Below are 16,348 nucleotides of genomic sequence, written 5' to 3'. Positions count from 1 at the left end.
GTCGGGGTAGGGGCGTTTTTATGGTGGGGGAGAGGGTTTATGCAGCGACGACGTCAGAAGTGGCTAAAATGCGATAACCTGAGAAAAGGCGGAGAAAAGACCTAGGTAACCTGTGAAAATCCCCACCCAAAAGGGGGAAAAATGTTTACCAGGCGCTGTGTGACTTTAGAGTGAATATGACACTGGAGGTGCCATGACTGTTAAAAGTTCAAACCGTGACGCAATCGCGCACGGCAAAATTAATGTAGAACCGCTGCGCGAGCAGCCTAAATACCCTTCATGGGCTCTGAAGCTGACCATGGCCGTCACTGGCGTGCTGTTTGGCCTCTTCGTTATTGTCCACATGCTGGGTAACCTGAAGATTTTCGCTGGCGAGGAAGACTTCAACGCATACGCGACCTTCCTACGCACTGTCGGTGCTCCGGCAGTTCCGAACGAGGGCATTCTGTGGATTTTCCGCATTGTCCTGCTGGTAGCTATTGTCCTGCACATTTTCGGTGGCCTCACCCTGGCTGCACGTGCAAAGCAGTCCCGCGGCAAGTTCCGCCGTCAGGGCATGGTGTCCAGCTGGAACACCTTTACTGCACGTTCGATGGTGATCACCGGCATCGTGCTGCTGGCCTTCATCATCTTCCACCTGCTGGACCTGACCATCGGTGCTGGCGTTTCTCCGTCTTCTTTCGAGCACGGTGAGGCATACCAGAACGTGGTTGCGTCCTTCTCGCGTCCGGGTGTTGTTGTTTGGTACATCATTGCTCAGCTCGCTCTGCTGCTGCACCTGTCCCACGGTCTGTGGACCGCTACTTCCGACCTCGGTATCACCGGTAAGCGCTGGCGCAAGGTTCTGCTGTTCCTGTCCGGCCTGCTGCCGCTGCTGGTTGTTGTCGGCAACATCTTCATCCCAGTCGCCGTCCTGACCGGTCTGGTCTCGTAGGTCGAGGAGGAAATTTACTATGACTAACACTGAAGCAACCGTCGCTGCGGACTTCCGCGCGCCGGAAAGCGCTGTCGACGGGGTCAAGATCGGCAAGGTTCTGTCCGATAACTCCCCGGGTGACAAGGTCTCCATGAAGGACCACTGGCAGTACCAGAAGGATCACGCCAACCTGGTTTCGCCGCTGAACCGTCGTAAGTTCCGCGTCATGGTCGTCGGTACCGGCCTGGCTGGCGGCGCTGCCGCTGCTGCCCTCGGTGAGCTCGGCTACGACGTGCAGGTTTTCACCTACCACGACGCTCCGCGCCGTGCGCACTCCATTGCTGCACAGGGTGGTGTGAACTCCGCTCGCGGTAAGAAGGTCGACAACGACGGCGCTTACCGCCACGTCAAGGACACCGTTAAGGGCGGCGACTACCGCTGCCGCGAGAACGACTGCTGGCGTCTGGCTGTCGAGTCCGTCCGCGTCATCGACCACCTGAATGCAATCGGTGCTCCGTTCGCTCGCGAGTACGGCGGTACCCTGGCAACCCGTTCCTTCGGTGGTGTGCAGGTCTCCCGTACGTACTACACCCGTGGTCAGACGGGTCAGCAGCTGCAGCTGTCGACTACCTCGGCTCTGCAGCGTCAGATTGGTCTCGGCAACGTCGAGATCTTCACCCACAACGAGCTGGTTGACATCATCGTCGCCGACGGCCGTTGCCAGGGTGCCATCATGCGTAACCTCATCAATGGTGAGCTGACCGTTCACACTGCTCACGCAGTTATTCTGGCTACCGGCGGTTACGGCAACGTCTACCACATGTCCACGCTGGCCAAGAACTCCAACGCTTCGGCCATCATGCGTGCATACGACCAGGGTGCTTACTTCGCATCCCCGTCCTTCATCCAGTTCCACCCGACCGGTCTTCCGGTTAACGCGCACTGGCAGTCGAAGACCATTCTGATGTCCGAGTCCCTGCGTAACGACGCACGTATTTGGACCCCGAAGAAGAAGGGCGACGAGCGCCCGGCCAACGACATCCCGGAGGACGAGCGCGACTACTTCCTGGAGCGTCGCTACCCGGCATTCGGTAACCTCGTCCCGCGTGACGTCGCTTCCCGTGCCAACTCTCAGCAGATTAACGCCGGCTACGGTGTTGGTCCGCTGAAGAACTCCGTCTACCTGGATCTGCGTGACGCAATTGAGCGCCTGGGCCAGCCGGTCATCAAGGAACGCTACTCGAACCTGATTCAGATGTACGAAGAGGCAATCGGTGAGGACCCGTACAAGGTTCCGATGCGTATTGCTCCGACCTGCCACTTCACCATGGGTGGTCTGTGGTCTGACTTCAACCAGATGACCTCCATCCCGGGTCTGTTCACCGGTGGCGAGGCATCCTGGACCTACCACGGTGCAAACCGTCTTGGTGCAAACTCCCTGCTGTCCGGTTCGGTCGACGGTTGGTTCACCCTGCCGTTCACCATTCCGAACTACCTTGGCCCGCTGCTCGGTACCGACCGCCTGGCTGAGGATGCCCCGGAGGCCAAGGAAGCACTGGACCGCGCTCAGGCTCGCCTGGACAAGCTGATGAGCATCCAGGGTAAGCACGGCGCTGAGTACTTCCACCGTCAGCTCGGTGAGATTCTCTACCGCGACTGTGGTGTGGCTCGTAACAAGGAAGACCTGGCTCGCGGTATCGAGGAGATCCGCGAACTGCGTAAGGCATTCTGGTCTGACCTTTTCATCCCGGGTGAGCCGAACGAGATGAACCAGCAGCTCGAGTACGCTAACCGCGTTGCTGACTACATCGACCTCGGTGAGCTCATGTGTGTCGACGCCCTCGACCGCGATGAGTCCTGCGGTGCTCACTACCGCGATGACCACATCTCCGAAGATGGCGAGGCAGAGCGCGATGACGCTAACTGGTGCTTCGTTTCCGCATGGGAGCGAGGCAACAATGGTCCTGCATGGGATCAGTCCGGTCACGAATTCATTCGCCACGCCGAGCCGCTCACCTTCGAAGCCGTCCCGCTCATGACAAGGAACTACAAGTAATGAAACTGCACCTTGAAATCTGGCGCCAAGCAGGTCCGAACGTCGAGGGACACTTTGAATCCGTTGACGTTGACGACGCCGTCGCAGAGATGTCGATCCTGGAGCTGCTTGACCACGTCAACTCCAAGTACGTCGAGTCCGGCAAGGAGCCGTTCGCGTTCGCATCTGACTGCCGTGAGGGTATCTGTGGTACCTGTGGTCTGAACGTCAACGGTCGTCCGCACGGCCCGGGCCAGAACACCCCGACCTGTCAGCAGCGTCTGCACCAGTTCAGCGATGGTGACACCCTGAAGATCGAGCCGATGCGCTCCGCCGCATACCCGGTCATCAAGGACATGGTCGTTGACCGCTCCGCTCTGGACCGTGTCCTCGAGCAGGGTGGCTACGTCTCCATCAACGCTGGTACCGCTCCGGATGCAGATACTCTGCACCTGAACCACGAGACCGCTGAGTTCGCACTTGACCACGCAGCCTGCATCGGCTGTGGTGCTTGTGTGGCAGCTTGCCCGAACGGTGCTGCACACCTGTTCACCGGCGCAAAGCTGGTTCACCTCTCCCTGGTCCCGCTGGGTAAGGAAGAGCGTGGCAAGCGTGCTCGCAAGATGGTTGACGAGGTCGAAGGCACCTTCGGTCCGTGCTCCCTCTATGGTGAATGTGCTGATGTCTGCCCGGCCGGTATCCCGCTGACTGCGGTTGCCGCCGTTACCAAGGAACGAGCTCGTTCGTTCTTCCGCGGTAAGGACGACTAAACTCTTTCTCGATTAGAGTTTTCCAGAAGGGACATAGATTATGGCGAATGCAGTCAAGCGTTACCAGGGCGAAGAGCACTTCGTCGACGGTTACGTGCCTCAGAGCATGAATGCCGAATACTCCTCGCTTCACAAGAGCATTACCTGGATTGGCATGGGACTCATGCTCGCCTCTCTGGCGGCTTGGGGCACCTTCATTTTCGGTCTCGCAACGACCGTTTTTGCCGACCAGACTGCTGCCTCTCACAGCAACGGTTTCCTGGCTAAGGATGCCGCCAACTACACCGACTACACCGGTGGTTGGAACTTCGACGGCAGCGTGTTCATGTGGGCTGGCCTGGTAGTCGGACTGGTTATGGTTATTGCGGGTCTGGCCTGCATCTCCATCGGTCGTCGTGACTACAAGGCTTACCGAAAGGAATTCGGCACTCACCACTAAAGGCTTGCCCCAGTTTAAAGGGGCTCGCCTCTAGGCGGATGCAACGCTAGCCTTTTGAACTAGCACCTCCACAGTTGATGCCACTGTGCACAGTGCGCTGGGGTAGGGAAGTATTGAGAAGTACCTCTCTCACCAACAGCGGACTGCGGCGCGGTGGCATTTTCGCGTTTTCGGCGCCTAATCTATACACATGGATAACAACCCCGCTAAGCTCCCGGCAGCTGTAGATACGGTCTCGGACCGTCTCGAAGTTCCCGGGCCATCACCAGAGGTTGAGGCGGAAAAACGTGCGCAACTGCGTAAGGCTAAGGCCTTCGCTACGATGCTGCTGGTCATCGCAACCGCTGTGTATTTCACATGCCGCGGTATTGAGTCTTCACACTTATCCGCAGGCGAAGTTGTGCCCGCGTGGGTGGGCTACGTTCGCGCTGCTTCTGAGGCTGGCATGGTCGGTGCCCTCGCCGACTGGTTCGCAGTCGTAGCTCTGTTCCGCCACCCGCTCGGCATTCCTATCCCACACACCGCTATCGTCCGTCGCAAGAAGGACCAGGTCGGTGAGTCCCTGGCGCAGTTCGTCGGTGATAACTTCCTGAACCCCGCTTTGATTGTGGACAAGGTGCGTAAGGCCGAGATTCCTGAGCGTATCGGCGAATGGCTGGTAGCGCCGGGAAACGCCGACAAAGTGTCCGCAGAGGTCGGTAAGTTCACCGGAAATGTGCTGGAGGCGATTAATCCTGACGATGCCGCCGCAGTGCTGAAGTCAGCAGTCATCGACGAAGTTGCAGCCCCGGAGTGGGGGCCACCAGCGGGTAAGGTTCTCGAGCAGCTGATCGAAGAAGGGCGCACCGAGCCTATTGTCCAGCAGATGGCTGAGTGGCTGCACCGGAAGTCGCTGGGCTCGCAGAATCTTATCGACCGACTCGTCGGAGAGCGCGCCCCCTCCTGGGCACCGAGCTTTGTCAACGATCTCATCGGCGACAAGGTCTATCGCGAGCTGGTTGATTGGACCTGGCAGGTGCAGCATGACCCTAAGCACGACGCGCGCCTGGCGCTCCACCGCTTCCTCACGCAGCTCGCCGTTGATTTGCAGAACGACGAGAAGACCATCGCCAAGGTCGAAGAAATTAAGACTGACATTCTTTCGTCCGCCGCTGTCACACAGGCACCGGCGAAGATTTGGGCATCAACATCCGCAAAGCTTGTCGACGCTGCCCGCGACCCGGACTCCCTGCTCCGTCGGAAGGTCTCGGAAACGGCCGCCCGCTACGGCGAGCGAATCCAGTCCGATCCTGAGTTGCGCAAACGAATGGACCGCCGTCTGGAAGCGGCTGTCGTCTTCATCGCTGAGAACTACGCGGGCGAGATTACCTCGATCATTTCCGAGACCGTCGAGCGTTGGGACGCCGATGAGGCTTCCGACAAGATTGAACTGATGGTCGGTCGCGATCTGCAGTTCATTCGCGTTAACGGCACTGTTGTCGGATCACTGGCCGGTTTGGCTATTTACACCCTGTCGACCTTGGTGTTTGGGGCTATTTAGCAGCACAACCCAGCACATCAGACCGTGTGCGTTAGCATGTAAAAAGCAATGCATCCCTGTTAAAGGAGTTGTTCCCCCGGTGCGCCTGTTACCATCTTTGCCCAGTCTTGCGGATTCGCCGCTGATGGCAATTTCCGTCTATGTGGACGTCCTGTTTCAGTTCGCCATTCCGTTTGTCATCGGCATCTTGGCGCTAATCGGTGCGGTGCTTGTCATCACCACCCGCGCGGATGCCTTTGACGCTGCAGACCGCAAGAGCCGCAACGTCTGGGCCGGCATGCTGGTCGGTTCGGCTATCTTCCTACTCCTGCCGTGGCTGGGCTGGGCAATGCTGGGCATCCCGCTGATTGCCGGACTAGTCATCACGGGGATTTACTGGCTGGATGTTCGCCCACAGATCAAGGACATTTTGTCGAACGCACAGGGCGGTTATTAGTCCCGGGCGGGTGTTAGTCCAGGGCGGGTGTTAGCCCGCACAACTGAGAAAGTGTCTGGGTTTATGACAGTTTCTGGGTGAAAAACCCGGTGATTTTGTCATAAACCCAGACACTTTCTTTCTGGGGGAGGGGATAGGGATAGGTCTGGCTCCCCGAAAACCTACTGGAACACCACGGTGCGGTTGCCGTAGACCTGCACACGATCCTCCAGGTGCCAGCGCAAACCGCGGGCGAGGACCTGCTTCTCCGCATCGCGACCTTCACGCTGCATGTCCGCAGCGGTGTACTTGTGGGAGACACGCATGACGTCCTGCTCAATAATCGGACCATCGTCGAGGTCCTCAGTGGCGTAGTGGCAGGTGGCACCGATGAGCTTCACACCACGTCGATAAGCCTGCAGATACGGGCGCGCGCCCATGAACGACGGCAGGAAGCTGTGGTGGATATTAATCGCGCGGCCTTCCCACTTCTCGCACAGATCCGGCGGCAGAATCTGCATGAAACGTGCGAGCACGATGGCATCCGGGTTTTCGGCGTCGACAATCTCGGCGACCTCATCGAATGCCTTACGCTTGCCGACGGCATCCTTGGGGAAGGGCACGTGGTGGAAAGGAATGTCATACGCTGCGACCAGTGGCTCCAGATCGCGGTGGTTGCCAACTACTGCAGCGATTTCCATCGGGTAGTCCGACTGTGCGACGCGGCCGAGCAGATCCTGCAGGCAGTGGCCTTCCTTGGTCACCAGGATGACAGCGCGCTTCGGGACAGCGTTGTCGGTGACCTTCCAGCGGACCTCAGGGCCCCAATCACCGATGAGCTCAGCGAACTTCTCGCGCAGCTCTTCTACAGTCAGGTCGAGCGCGTCGGCGCGGACCGCCTGGCGAGTGAAAAACCATCCGGTCTCCGGGTCGGAGAAAAAGTCCGCCTCGGTAATCCACGCACCAATGTCGGACAGGAAGGTCGACAGGGTGGAAACGATACCGGTACGGTCTGGACAGCCGAGCGAGAAGATGTACTGGCGCTCGGTGGGAGTACCGCTTTTTGCGGTGATGAGAGAGCGAGTCATTCTCGGTATCTTACCTGCTAGCTAAAGGTAAGTTCGTTCACGGTCGACAAAGGCAGATTTGCGCCCGTCAGCGTCAACGCCAGGCCCTCCCCGGTGACGTGCGCTTCCTCCACCTGCATGCCGTGGCCGATGTCGTAGCTCAACAGCGTACCGCTCGCTTCTCCCAGCCAGCCGGCCAGGCCATCGAGGTTTAAGCCGAGGATTGAGCCGCCCTCCAGGTTGATTTCGATATGACCGCCGTTGGCAATCGGGCGGAACTTGGAGGTCGCAAATCCGGAGGCGAATTCAATGTTGAACAGGCCTTCGTCTGGCAGCGGCGTAATCGTGGAAGCGCGTACACCGCTTTCCCGGTTAATCAGCGCCTGCAGCAGCTGAGGTGGAATCGTGACATCTACTCGCAGCGACTCTGCCGTCGGATCCGCGCGATTGCTCAGATCCACGTTTTCCAGGTGCACTTCCGCTGCCGGGTCACCGTTGATCTCCGGTGCGCCACCCAGCGCCTCCGGGTTCTTGACCTCCAGTGTGTTCGGAGTGGACAGATCCATCGAGGGCACGGACTTCGTGGCCAAGGCGAGCAGCATCGGGCGGGTGCCGAAAGAAACCTTGGGGTCCTCAGTGACCGTCGCACCACGCTCCTCGGCGGAGGTGCGGTAACCGTCGGAAATCTCCTTGCTCACGAACATCCGGACGCCGATTTCGCCGGCAATCGCAATAAGCGCCACCACGATGATGACACCGAGGACGGTGGGCAGGACTTTGACGCTCGAAGAGCGTTTAGCAGAACTCATGGTTCCCAGTCTTGCTTAACGACGGCTCCGTCGCTACCACCTATCTTCGCCAGGTATCCGCCGGGGAGCCCGGCAAGCGTGGCAAACCCTTCCCCGGTGCCCCCCCCGGTGCGCAACCTACTTAGCGACGTAGTCCGCCAGCACAGCGGTCTCAGCGTTGAGGACGCGCTCCAGGTACGGAGCGGCCTTCTCCTCGAGCTTGCCACCGAGCAGCGGCACGTTGATGGCGAACTCGGAGTTGGTGGTCAGCACTGCACCTTCGCCCTGGGCGGTGAGCTTCTGGGACGCACTGAAGGATGCCGGTACGCCCGAAGCTTCTGTGGTCACGGTGGAGGTCGCGCCGTCGTCGTTAAGCGGGCTGATGACGAACGTGCGCGTCATGCCGACCCCGGACTTAACGAACTTCTGCGCCTGCGCCGGAATCTTGTCGGCAGCGACGGTCTGGCGAATCACGACGGTGGTGCCAGCGTCGGTGGTCTCGAACTTTTCCACCTTGCCGTCAGCTGCCGAGAAACGGTTTGCGACCTTCTCCCAGAAACCGGCGTCGGTGAGGGCCTCGTAAACCTTCTCAATCGGCTGGTCGAAGTTGACGGTGTGCGTGTTAGTCGTACTCATGCGCTTGATGATACGTAATTTGCACTACGCTAGGGGCGTGGAAAATCTCGACCAATCGCCGAACCCAATTCACCTGACCTCCGACATGGAAGAAGCCATCGATGGGCTTGCGGGGCTAGAGGGGGTGGAGCTCAGCACGCATACCGCTTTCGCGGATTTGACGACGCTCCGCCTTGGCGGGGTGCCACGCGCGGTCGTGCGGTGCAACACGACGGACGCTGTGGTCGATGTTGTACGCACGCTTGACGACGCTAACGTGCCCCTCCTCATCGTGGGAGGCGGATCCAACCTGGTGGTGGCCGATGAACTCGAGCCGCTGGTGGCTGTGGTGATCGAGGCCGACAACGTGACCATGAGCACTCGCGGACACGGGTTGGAGTCCGTGTCGGCAATCGTGGAGGCCGAGGCCGGTGCAGTCTGGGACGAGGTCGTGGAGATGAGTGTCGACGCCGGTTTTGGCGGCCTGGAATGCCTGTCGGGTATTCCGGGATCGGCCGGAGCCACGCCGGTGCAAAACGTTGGTGCCTACGGTGCTGAGGTATCGCAGGTTCTGGACGCGGTGCAGCTTTACGATCGCGCAACCGGCTCGGTCGAGTGGGTGGAACCGGAGTCCCTCGACCTTTCCTACCGCTACTCGAACCTGAAGTTCACCGCACGGGCAGTGGTGCTGGCCGTGCGGTTCGAGCTCAGCGTGGATGGGATGTCCGCGCCACTTCGCTATGGCGAACTGGCGCGGCGCCTGGGCGTCGACGAGGCCGAGGCTGCGGCTGGCGAGATTCGCAGGCCGGCTGAGTTGGTGCGTGAAAAGGTGCTTGAGCTGCGCCGGAGCAAGGGCATGGTGCTCGAAGATGCTGACCGCGATACCTGGTCCGCGGGTTCTTTCTTTACCAACCCGATCATTCCGGAGAACTCGGTGGAGGCCGTGCGTGCAAAGGTTGCCGCGCTGCGTGGGGCCGATGAGGCCGCGAATATGCCCGCATTCCCCGCTGGCCTCGGCCACGAGGCAGCCGTGAAGCTCTCGGCGGCGTGGCTTATCGAGCGCGCCGGGTTCCCCAAGGGCTACCCCGGTGACGGTGCGCCCGCGCGACTGTCGACTAAGCACACTCTTGCCCTGACCAACCGCGGGGAGTCCGGCGATGGTACGCCTACGACCGCCGCCGACTTGGTGGCTTTAGCGCGCGATGTGCGCGCTGGTGTGGAAAAGGCCTTCGGCGTGACCCTGGTGCCCGAGCCGGTGTGGGTCGGCGTGAGCATCGACTAGGCCCGCGGCGGGTGGCTGATGGCCAGTGGGGGCGGACTGGAGAGGCTGGCGTGCCTGATGGGACTAACGGGGGTGATGGGGCTGACCGGGGCGCTGGGGCTGATAGAACCGCCGGGTAGTCCTCAGTTTGCGCTCCCGGGCCTTCTCCCAATGGCGGGGATAGAGAAAGTGACTAGGTTTATGACACGTGAATATTATTCACCCTCAGTTTTTTGTCATAAACCTAGTCACTAAGTCTGGGGGGGGGGAGCCGGGGTCCGCCTTAAAGGGATAGGAGCCCGCTCTACTCAGGCCCCTATCCCAACTACAAAACCACCGTGAACTAATGGTGCTTGCGGTGGGAAAGCGAATCGACGCTCTGGCCCTTCTGCTCCAGCTGCGTGAGCAGCACGTCGCGGACATCGCGGCGGCGGACCTTGCCCATCTGGTCGCGAGGTAGTTCCTCCAGGTGGAAGAATGCGCGCGGCACCTTGTACCGGGTCAGGTTGTCGTAGCAGTGGTCGCGGTAGGCGTCGGAATCCAGTCGGGCGTAGTCAGCAAGGGTGATGGCGGCCACGACCATCTCGGAGCCGTCACTCTTCGGCAGGCCGACGACCGTGGCATCGGTGATGTCCGGGTGGGAGAGCAGTACTTCCTCGACCTCGGCCGGGTAGACATTGAAGCCACCGGTGATGATGACCTCCTTGATGCGGGCAACCAGCTTGATGAAGCCGTCCGACTCCATGACTCCGACATCGCCGGTGCGGTACCAACGGTCGCCAGCGGGAAGCTCAGCAGGCCCATCGGTGAAGGACTTCTCCGTTGCCTCCGGGAGGTTGAGATAACCGGCGAAAACCTGTGGGCCTCGGACGATGACCTCGCCCTCCTCGCCGTCAGCGCGGAGTTTGGTGGGATTTTCGGGGTCAACGATGGCAACCTCGGTGTCGGGGAATGGCAGGCCAACGTAGCCCGGGCGGCGGTTGCCGTCCATCGGGTTGCCGACGATAATCGGTGACGTTTCGGTGAGGCCGTAGCCTTCGACAAGGCGCCCGCCAGTGAGTTTCTCCCACTTCTGCACAAGGGAAACCGGCAGGGTAGCAGCACCGCAGAAGGCGAACTTCACGCCGGAGAGGTCGACATTATCGCGCTCGGCGGCTTCGACAATCTTCTCGTAGAGAGTCGGCACACCAGGCACCCATGTCGGGCGATTGTTCTTCATCACCTTCATAATCAGCGGAATCTCCGGTGTCGGCACCAGCACCAGTTCAGCGCCAATCAGCATGGACAAGTTGGTGACAATGGTCAGGCCGTAGGCATGGAACATCGGCAGAACACCGAGGGAGATCTCCCGCTCCTTGCCAAGGCCCGGCACCCAGGCCTTGCCCTGCAGAATGTTGGCTACCAACCCCTGGTGACTCAACTGCGCGCCCTTTGGCGAGCCCGTGGTGCCAGAGGTGTACATCATCACTGCAGTGTCATCGGCAGTGATGGATTCATCGGCCTGGAGGTCGTGGCCGTCTCCGCCGACGGCGTCGTGAAGCAAAGCGTCAAAACCCATGACCTGCGGTGCGGAGGAGTGCAGCTTAGCGCGGGCGGCGCGGAGTTTCGGCAGCGGGATCGACAGGGCGGTGCGCATGACAAACGGCAGGTCCTGCAGCATATTGACCGCGATGATGGTCTCGAGCGGGGTGTTGTTGCGGAGGTCCTCAAGTACGGGGACGATCTTGTCCCAGCAGATGGCAAAGCGGGCGCCGTGGTCGTTGAATGGGTGGCGCAGTTCGTGGGCGGTGTAGAGGGGGTTGTGCTCTACGGCAACAGCGCCGAGGTGCAGAACTGCCCAGTAGGCGATGACGTGCTGCGGGCAGTTCGGCATGAGCAGTGCCACGCGATCGCCTTTGCGTACGCCAAGTGCGCGCAGGCCGGCGGCAACGCTGCGAACCTTGGCATCCAGCTCGGCGTAGGAGGTGGAGCGACCGAAGAAGGTCAATGCCTTGCGGCGCGGGTGGTTGCTCAGAGTGTGGCGGTAGACGTCTAGGAGGGTGTCGAAGTTGTAGTCGATGTGGGGTGGGGTCCACTCCGGATACAGGTTCAGCCAGGCCTTGGAGGCCGCAGCGTTGGGTGTGGAACCGTGAGCTGGGGCAGAGTCATTTGCAGCGTGTGAGCTGGATGTATCGGCCATGGGATCCTCCTAGGTTTTTGTTTATCGCCTGACTATGTCGTGAGGTGATAATAACCTACGACGTAGTAGGTATCGACCTCTATTGTGCCGTACGTCGCACTGCGATGCCGGAATTCCTATACACGTATTTGAGGTACTCATTTGCGGGGTTGCCCCTGGCATAGGCACTCTGGGCAGTATGAGCGAAACATTTCCGGCGGCAACGGCGGGCGCAGACGCGGCCACCTCTAACACCCCGGCGTGGCCGAACCGCATCGCGATGATCTCCATGCATACCTCTCCGCTGGAGCAACCGGGCATCGGTGACGCTGGTGGCATGAATGTCTACGTGCTGCGCACCTGCGAGGAGCTGGCGCGACGCGGTGTGAAGGTGGATGTTTTCACCCGCGCCACGCGTTCCAGCGATGGGCCGGTGATTCAGGTCAGTGAGAACTTCCGCGTCATCAACATTGTGGCTGGCCCATATGAGGGGTTAGAGAAGTCAGACCTGGCTACGCAGATGCCGGCCTTTGCCGGTGGGGTCATTGAATTCGCCCGCAAACAGGGGATTGAATACGACCTGATCCATTCGCACTACTGGCTCTCTGGCCAGGTGGGGTGGCTGCTGTCGGATTTGCTTGACATTCCGTTTGTGCACACGGCGCACACGCTGGCGGCAGTGAAGAATCTCCATCTGGCGGAGGGAGATACGCCGGAGCCGGAGTCTCGGCGTATCTGTGAGCAGCAGATTGTGGACAATGCGTGCCGGCTCATCGTCAACACCGATGCCGAGGCTAAGCAGCTCGCGGATCTCCACGATGCCGACCCGTGGCGCATCAATGTCGTGCCGCCCGGGGTGGACGTGGAGCTCTTTTCGCCGGGCAGTGATCGTGCCACCGAGCGGTCCCGTCGTGAGCTGGGCATCCCGTTGCACACTAAGGTCATTTTGTTCGTCGGTAGGCTGCAGCGGCTGAAAGGCCCGCAGGTATTGCTGCGGGGTGTCGGTGAGCTCATGCGTCGCCATCCCGCCACTAATGTCCGAGTGATTATCTGCGGTGGACTTTCCGGTTCTGGGCTGCATGCGCCCGACGAATTCACCAATCTCGCCGCGGAAGAGGGGATCGACCACCTGGTCCGGTTCATGCCCCCGCGCCCGCCGCAGGACCTGGCGAAGCTCTACCAGGCCGCAGATATTGTCGCCGTGCCCAGTTACAACGAAACTTTCGGGTTGGTGGCGATGGAGGCTCAGGCCACCGGTACTCCCGTTGTCGCGGCGAATGTCGGCGGACTCTCCATCGCTGTCGACGATGGGGTCAGCGGTTTGCTTGTCGACGGTCACGAGCCCGCAGCCTGGGCCGATGCCCTCGGTCGCCTGGTGGAGGACGACGAGCTACGCATTAAATTGGCCACCCAGGCACGCGAGCACTCCCTGGAGTTTTCCTGGCAAAAGACCGTGGATCGGTTGGCCGATGTCTATCATCGAACCGAACTCCAAAAGGAAAATTGTCCCGGCTCTATCCGGGATGCGGGCGGCTCCCGGTAGGTTTCGTTAGCTTCAGTACCGCCAGAGCCGTAGCCACAAAAGCAGGGAGATGATTCACGATGAGCACGGACATCCAAGTACAGCTGAAATCCCTCGGTGAGCAGCTGGAACGCCTCGGTGTCGAGCATGGTATTGCAGACAATGCCGCCGTGGTGGTCCTGCCTGGTAAGAAGAAGCTCAAGACTGTCGTCGGCCTCATCCCGGCACCGGACTCCCTGCGTGTTGAAGCCTTCGTCTGTCGCGCGGTCGAAGAAAACCACGAGGCCGTTTACAAGTGGTTGCTACAGCGCAACCGTCGTCTGTTCGGCATCGGTTACACCATCGACGCCGCCGGCGACATCTACCTGGTCGGTCAACTGCCCGCTGAGCTTTCCGACGATGACCTCGACCGCCTCCTCGGTCAGCTGCTCGAGACGGCCGATGGGGACTTCAACCAGATCCTCGAACGCGGCTTTGCATCGGCAATTAAGCGCGAGTGGGAGTGGCGGGTTGACCGTGGGGAAAACCTGGCCAATCTGGAGCAGTTCCGCCACATGGTTGAGTAGCCGGGGGTAGCAACCCACATAGCGGGGCAACGAACGGCGGGCTTTCCCGTTTTGGGGCACAATTAGGGGTATGAGCAATGGAAAACTGATTCTTGTCCGTCATGGCCAGAGTGAGTGGAACGCATCCAACCAGTTCACGGGCTGGGTCGACGTTGCACTGACCGACAAGGGCCGCGCTGAGGCAGTACGTGCCGGTGAGATGCTCGTAGAGGCAGGCCTGAAGCCGCAGGTTCTCTACACGTCGCTGCTGCGTCGCGCAATTAACACCGCACACATTGCCCTGGATACCGCTGACCTGTTGTGGATTCCGGTTATCCGTGACTGGCGTCTGAACGAGCGCCACTACGGTGCTCTGCAGGGTCTGAACAAGGCAGAGACCAAGGAGAAGTACGGCGAGGACCAGTTCATGTCCTGGCGTCGCTCCTACGACACTCCGCCGCCGGAGCTGTCGGATGACAGCGAGTTCTCGCAGGCTAATGACCCGCGTTACGCCAACCTGGATGAGGTTCCGCGCACGGAGTGCCTCCTGGACGTCGTGAAGCGTTTCATTCCTTACTTTGAAGAGGAAATCCTGCCGCGTCTGAAGGCCGGTGAGACTGTCATGGTGGCAGCTCACGGTAACTCCCTGCGTGCACTGGTCAAGCACCTGGACAACATCTCGGACGAGGACATTGCCGCTCTGAACATCCCGACCGGTATCCCGCTGGTTTACGACTTTGATGCTGAGGGCAAGGTTTTGAACCCGGGTGGCACCTACCTGGATCCGGAAGCTGCAGCTGCAGGTGCTGCTGCTGTTGCTGCTCAGGGCAACAAGTAAAAATGTAGGTGTTTGATAGGCCGATAAGGGGCGCAGCCAAGTGGGGCTGTGCTCCTTGGTCTATTTAGAGCTAGCTAGCGCACTGATTTTCAGCGCGCGCGGATTGTGAAAAGAGCTTAGGGTAAGACCCGTGTCAAAAATCATTATCGCCGCTCTATTAGGTGCTGCGGTTATGGCAGCTGTGCTGATTCTTGGTGGAGTTGTCTCGGGTGCCTATAACGCCGCTCGGCGTCAGAAGAGCGACGAGGAAAGTTCAATAACCACCATGGCGCAGGTCATGCACCTGGCCATTCAGAAGTCTCCGACGGGTGTGGTGGTCGTTGACATCTCACGTGATTTGATTTTGTCGAACTCCATGGCGCACAAGTTAGGGCTGGTCTATGAGCGCCGCCTCAATGACGTGGGCTGGGAAGCTGCGCTCAAGGTCTTTGACTCGCAGGAGGACCAGGAGCTAACGCTGGTGCTGCCGTCGCGCCGGGCGGGGGCGCCGGACACAATTGTCCGCTGTCAGCTAACTCCGTTGTCACTGGTGGACGACCGTTTTGTGGTGATTTATGCGGCGGATGTCTCCGAACAGGCCCGTATGGAGGCCGCGCGACGTGACTTTGTGGCTAACGTTTCCCACGAGCTCAAGACTCCGGTGGGGGCCATCAGCCTCTTGGTCGAGGCGCTGAATGAAGCTACCGACGACCCGGTTGCCGTGCGTCACTTTAGTGAGAGCCTGACGCAGGAGTCCAAGCGGATGTCGACCATGATTACGGAACTCATCTCGCTGTCGAAGCTGCAGGGGGCAGAGCCGCTGCCGGACATGTCTCCCGTGAAGGTTGAAGAGATTGTCCAAGGAGCTGTGCGTCGTAACCAGATGCTCTCGGAGCAGGCGGGTATTGAAATCACCGTTGACTGTGAGCCGGATTTGGTGGTTGAAGGTGAACGCAGCCTGCTGATCACCGCGGTGTCCAACCTGATTTCAAATGCGATCAACTACTCGCCAGAGGCCACGCCTGTATCTGTGACTGCGGTCAAGGAGGATAACGACACCGTCGCTATCCGCGTCACTGACCGCGGTATCGGCATTTCCCAGGCGAATCAGAAGCGTATCTTCGAGCGCTTCTTCCGTGCGGATAAGGCACGCTCGCGGGCGACAGGCGGTACCGGTCTGGGCTTGGCAATTGTTAAGCACGTCGCAGCGAATCACAAGGGAACCGTGAAGCTGTGGAGTCGGCTGGGCACAGGATCGACCTTCACCATTGAGCTCCCGCTGATGGAAAAGAACGGTTCCGCGTCGAATGATGGCGATGTATCTGCACGTTTGCCAATCGGCCACACCCAGCCTGCGGGTAAAATTGCGGCTAAGAAAAACGCGCAGCGCGGTACGGGCAAAACCCGTGGCAAGGATAAGGATTCCCAGAACAAGGATTCCAAGGAAGGAATGAAGTAAT

At 59.9% G+C, this 16,348-nt stretch carries 15 protein-coding genes; 11 read left to right on the top strand and 4 right to left on the bottom strand.

The window, feature by feature from the left end; all coding sequences use genetic code 11:
• Positions 1-193: 193 nt before the first annotated feature.
• The 6 genes from HMPREF3053_RS06150 (at position 194) to HMPREF3053_RS06125 (ending at position 6,136) form a co-directional block, all read left to right on the top strand.
• On the top strand, positions 194-934 hold the full coding sequence (locus HMPREF3053_RS06150) for a succinate dehydrogenase cytochrome b subunit (RefSeq protein ID WP_016421964.1): 741 nt from the start codon (positions 194-196) through the stop codon (positions 932-934).
• Positions 935-953: 19 nt separating this feature from the next.
• Positions 954-2,972 carry a fumarate reductase/succinate dehydrogenase flavoprotein subunit gene (locus HMPREF3053_RS06145; protein WP_016421965.1) on the top strand — a complete coding sequence of 673 codons (2,019 nt, stop codon included), beginning with the start codon at positions 954-956 and terminating at the stop codon, positions 2,970-2,972.
• On the top strand, positions 2,972-3,721 hold the full coding sequence (locus HMPREF3053_RS06140; protein ID WP_016421966.1) for a succinate dehydrogenase/fumarate reductase iron-sulfur subunit: 750 nt from the start codon (positions 2,972-2,974) through the stop codon (positions 3,719-3,721). The genes HMPREF3053_RS06145 and HMPREF3053_RS06140 overlap by 1 nt, the downstream gene beginning before the upstream one ends.
• Positions 3,722-3,761: 40 nt before the next feature.
• Positions 3,762-4,160 (top strand): hypothetical protein, encoded by a 399-nt coding sequence (locus tag HMPREF3053_RS06135; RefSeq protein ID WP_016421967.1) that lies wholly within the window; start codon positions 3,762-3,764, stop codon positions 4,158-4,160.
• Between the two features lie 190 nt (positions 4,161-4,350).
• A complete protein-coding gene (locus HMPREF3053_RS06130; RefSeq protein ID WP_070549781.1) occupies positions 4,351-5,700 on the top strand; it encodes a DUF445 domain-containing protein in 1,350 nt (449 codons plus the stop codon).
• A 79-nt stretch (positions 5,701-5,779) separates the two neighbouring features.
• Positions 5,780-6,136, top strand: a complete 357-nt coding sequence (locus HMPREF3053_RS06125; RefSeq protein WP_016421969.1) for a DUF2516 family protein — start codon at positions 5,780-5,782, stop codon at positions 6,134-6,136.
• A gap of 161 nt (positions 6,137-6,297) precedes the next feature.
• On the opposite strand, the gene purU is transcribed toward HMPREF3053_RS06125, so the two are convergent.
• The 3 genes from purU to HMPREF3053_RS06110 form a co-directional block, all read right to left on the bottom strand.
• Positions 6,298-7,203 carry a formyltetrahydrofolate deformylase gene (purU, locus tag HMPREF3053_RS06120; protein WP_038627519.1) on the bottom strand — a complete coding sequence of 302 codons (906 nt, stop codon included), beginning with the start codon at positions 7,201-7,203 and terminating at the stop codon, positions 6,298-6,300.
• A 17-nt stretch (positions 7,204-7,220) separates the two neighbouring features.
• Positions 7,221-7,991, bottom strand: coding sequence for an LmeA family phospholipid-binding protein (locus HMPREF3053_RS06115; RefSeq protein ID WP_070566569.1), 771 nt, complete (start codon positions 7,989-7,991; stop codon positions 7,221-7,223).
• Positions 7,992-8,108: 117 nt separating this feature from the next.
• Complete coding sequence (locus HMPREF3053_RS06110) at positions 8,109-8,606, bottom strand: DUF2505 domain-containing protein (RefSeq protein WP_070767434.1); 498 nt, start codon at positions 8,604-8,606, stop codon at positions 8,109-8,111.
• 85 nt (positions 8,607-8,691) lie between these two features.
• Here HMPREF3053_RS06110 and HMPREF3053_RS06105 point away from each other — a divergent pair, with 85 nt between their 5' ends.
• Positions 8,692-9,867 carry a UDP-N-acetylmuramate dehydrogenase gene (locus tag HMPREF3053_RS06105; RefSeq protein ID WP_070767455.1) on the top strand — a complete coding sequence of 392 codons (1,176 nt, stop codon included), beginning with the start codon at positions 8,692-8,694 and terminating at the stop codon, positions 9,865-9,867.
• 322 nt (positions 9,868-10,189) lie between these two features.
• Here the strand turns inward: HMPREF3053_RS06105 and HMPREF3053_RS06100 are convergent, their stop codons facing one another.
• The gene (locus tag HMPREF3053_RS06100; RefSeq protein ID WP_083317224.1) at positions 10,190-12,025 is read right to left on the bottom strand and encodes a long-chain-fatty-acid--CoA ligase; all 1,836 of its coding nucleotides are present in this window, start codon (positions 12,023-12,025) and stop codon (positions 10,190-10,192) included.
• Positions 12,026-12,284: 259 nt separating this feature from the next.
• On the opposite strand from HMPREF3053_RS06100, the gene mshA reads away from it, so the two are divergent.
• From mshA to HMPREF3053_RS06080, 4 genes are all read left to right on the top strand, one after another.
• On the top strand, positions 12,285-13,547 hold the full coding sequence (mshA, locus tag HMPREF3053_RS06095) for a D-inositol-3-phosphate glycosyltransferase (protein ID WP_172620248.1): 1,263 nt from the start codon (positions 12,285-12,287) through the stop codon (positions 13,545-13,547).
• A 59-nt stretch (positions 13,548-13,606) separates the two neighbouring features.
• Entirely contained in the window at positions 13,607-14,092 is a 486-nt protein-coding gene (locus HMPREF3053_RS06090; RefSeq protein ID WP_049172367.1) for a type III secretion system chaperone family protein, read from the top strand.
• 70 nt (positions 14,093-14,162) lie between these two features.
• A complete protein-coding gene (locus HMPREF3053_RS06085; protein WP_016421977.1) occupies positions 14,163-14,909 on the top strand; it encodes a phosphoglyceromutase in 747 nt (248 codons plus the stop codon).
• A 130-nt stretch (positions 14,910-15,039) separates the two neighbouring features.
• Positions 15,040-16,347, top strand: coding sequence for a sensor histidine kinase (locus HMPREF3053_RS06080; protein WP_016421978.1), 1,308 nt, complete (start codon positions 15,040-15,042; stop codon positions 16,345-16,347).
• Position 16,348: the final 1 nt, after the last annotated feature.

The sequence above is a fragment of the Corynebacterium sp. HMSC064E07 genome (assembly GCF_001815745.1).
Lineage (GTDB): Bacteria > Actinomycetota > Actinomycetes > Mycobacteriales > Mycobacteriaceae > Corynebacterium > Corynebacterium jeikeium_D.
This window is presented reverse-complemented; position numbering and strand designations above follow the sequence as displayed.

Excerpts from the sequence above, each read along its gene's own strand:
- HMPREF3053_RS06085 (WP_016421977.1), top strand. The coding sequence starts at position 14,163 with ATGAGCAATGGAAAACTGATTCTTGTCCGTCATGGCCAGAGTGAGTGG.
- HMPREF3053_RS06110 (WP_070767434.1), bottom strand. The coding sequence starts at position 8,606 with ATGAGTACGACTAACACGCACACCGTCAACTTCGACCAGCCGATTGAG.
- HMPREF3053_RS06135 (WP_016421967.1), top strand. The coding sequence starts at position 3,762 with ATGGCGAATGCAGTCAAGCGTTACCAGGGCGAAGAGCACTTCGTCGAC.
- purU (WP_038627519.1), bottom strand. The coding sequence starts at position 7,203 with ATGACTCGCTCTCTCATCACCGCAAAAAGCGGTACTCCCACCGAGCGC.
- HMPREF3053_RS06090 (WP_049172367.1), top strand. The coding sequence starts at position 13,607 with ATGAGCACGGACATCCAAGTACAGCTGAAATCCCTCGGTGAGCAGCTG.
- HMPREF3053_RS06115 (WP_070566569.1), bottom strand. The coding sequence starts at position 7,991 with ATGAGTTCTGCTAAACGCTCTTCGAGCGTCAAAGTCCTGCCCACCGTC.
- mshA (WP_172620248.1), top strand. The coding sequence starts at position 12,285 with ATGATCTCCATGCATACCTCTCCGCTGGAGCAACCGGGCATCGGTGAC.
- HMPREF3053_RS06145 (WP_016421965.1), top strand. The coding sequence starts at position 954 with ATGACTAACACTGAAGCAACCGTCGCTGCGGACTTCCGCGCGCCGGAA.
- HMPREF3053_RS06140 (WP_016421966.1), top strand. The coding sequence starts at position 2,972 with ATGAAACTGCACCTTGAAATCTGGCGCCAAGCAGGTCCGAACGTCGAG.
- HMPREF3053_RS06150 (WP_016421964.1), top strand. The coding sequence starts at position 194 with ATGACTGTTAAAAGTTCAAACCGTGACGCAATCGCGCACGGCAAAATT.
- HMPREF3053_RS06105 (WP_070767455.1), top strand. The coding sequence starts at position 8,692 with ATGGAAGAAGCCATCGATGGGCTTGCGGGGCTAGAGGGGGTGGAGCTC.
- HMPREF3053_RS06100 (WP_083317224.1), bottom strand. The coding sequence starts at position 12,025 with ATGGCCGATACATCCAGCTCACACGCTGCAAATGACTCTGCCCCAGCT.
- HMPREF3053_RS06130 (WP_070549781.1), top strand. The coding sequence starts at position 4,351 with ATGGATAACAACCCCGCTAAGCTCCCGGCAGCTGTAGATACGGTCTCG.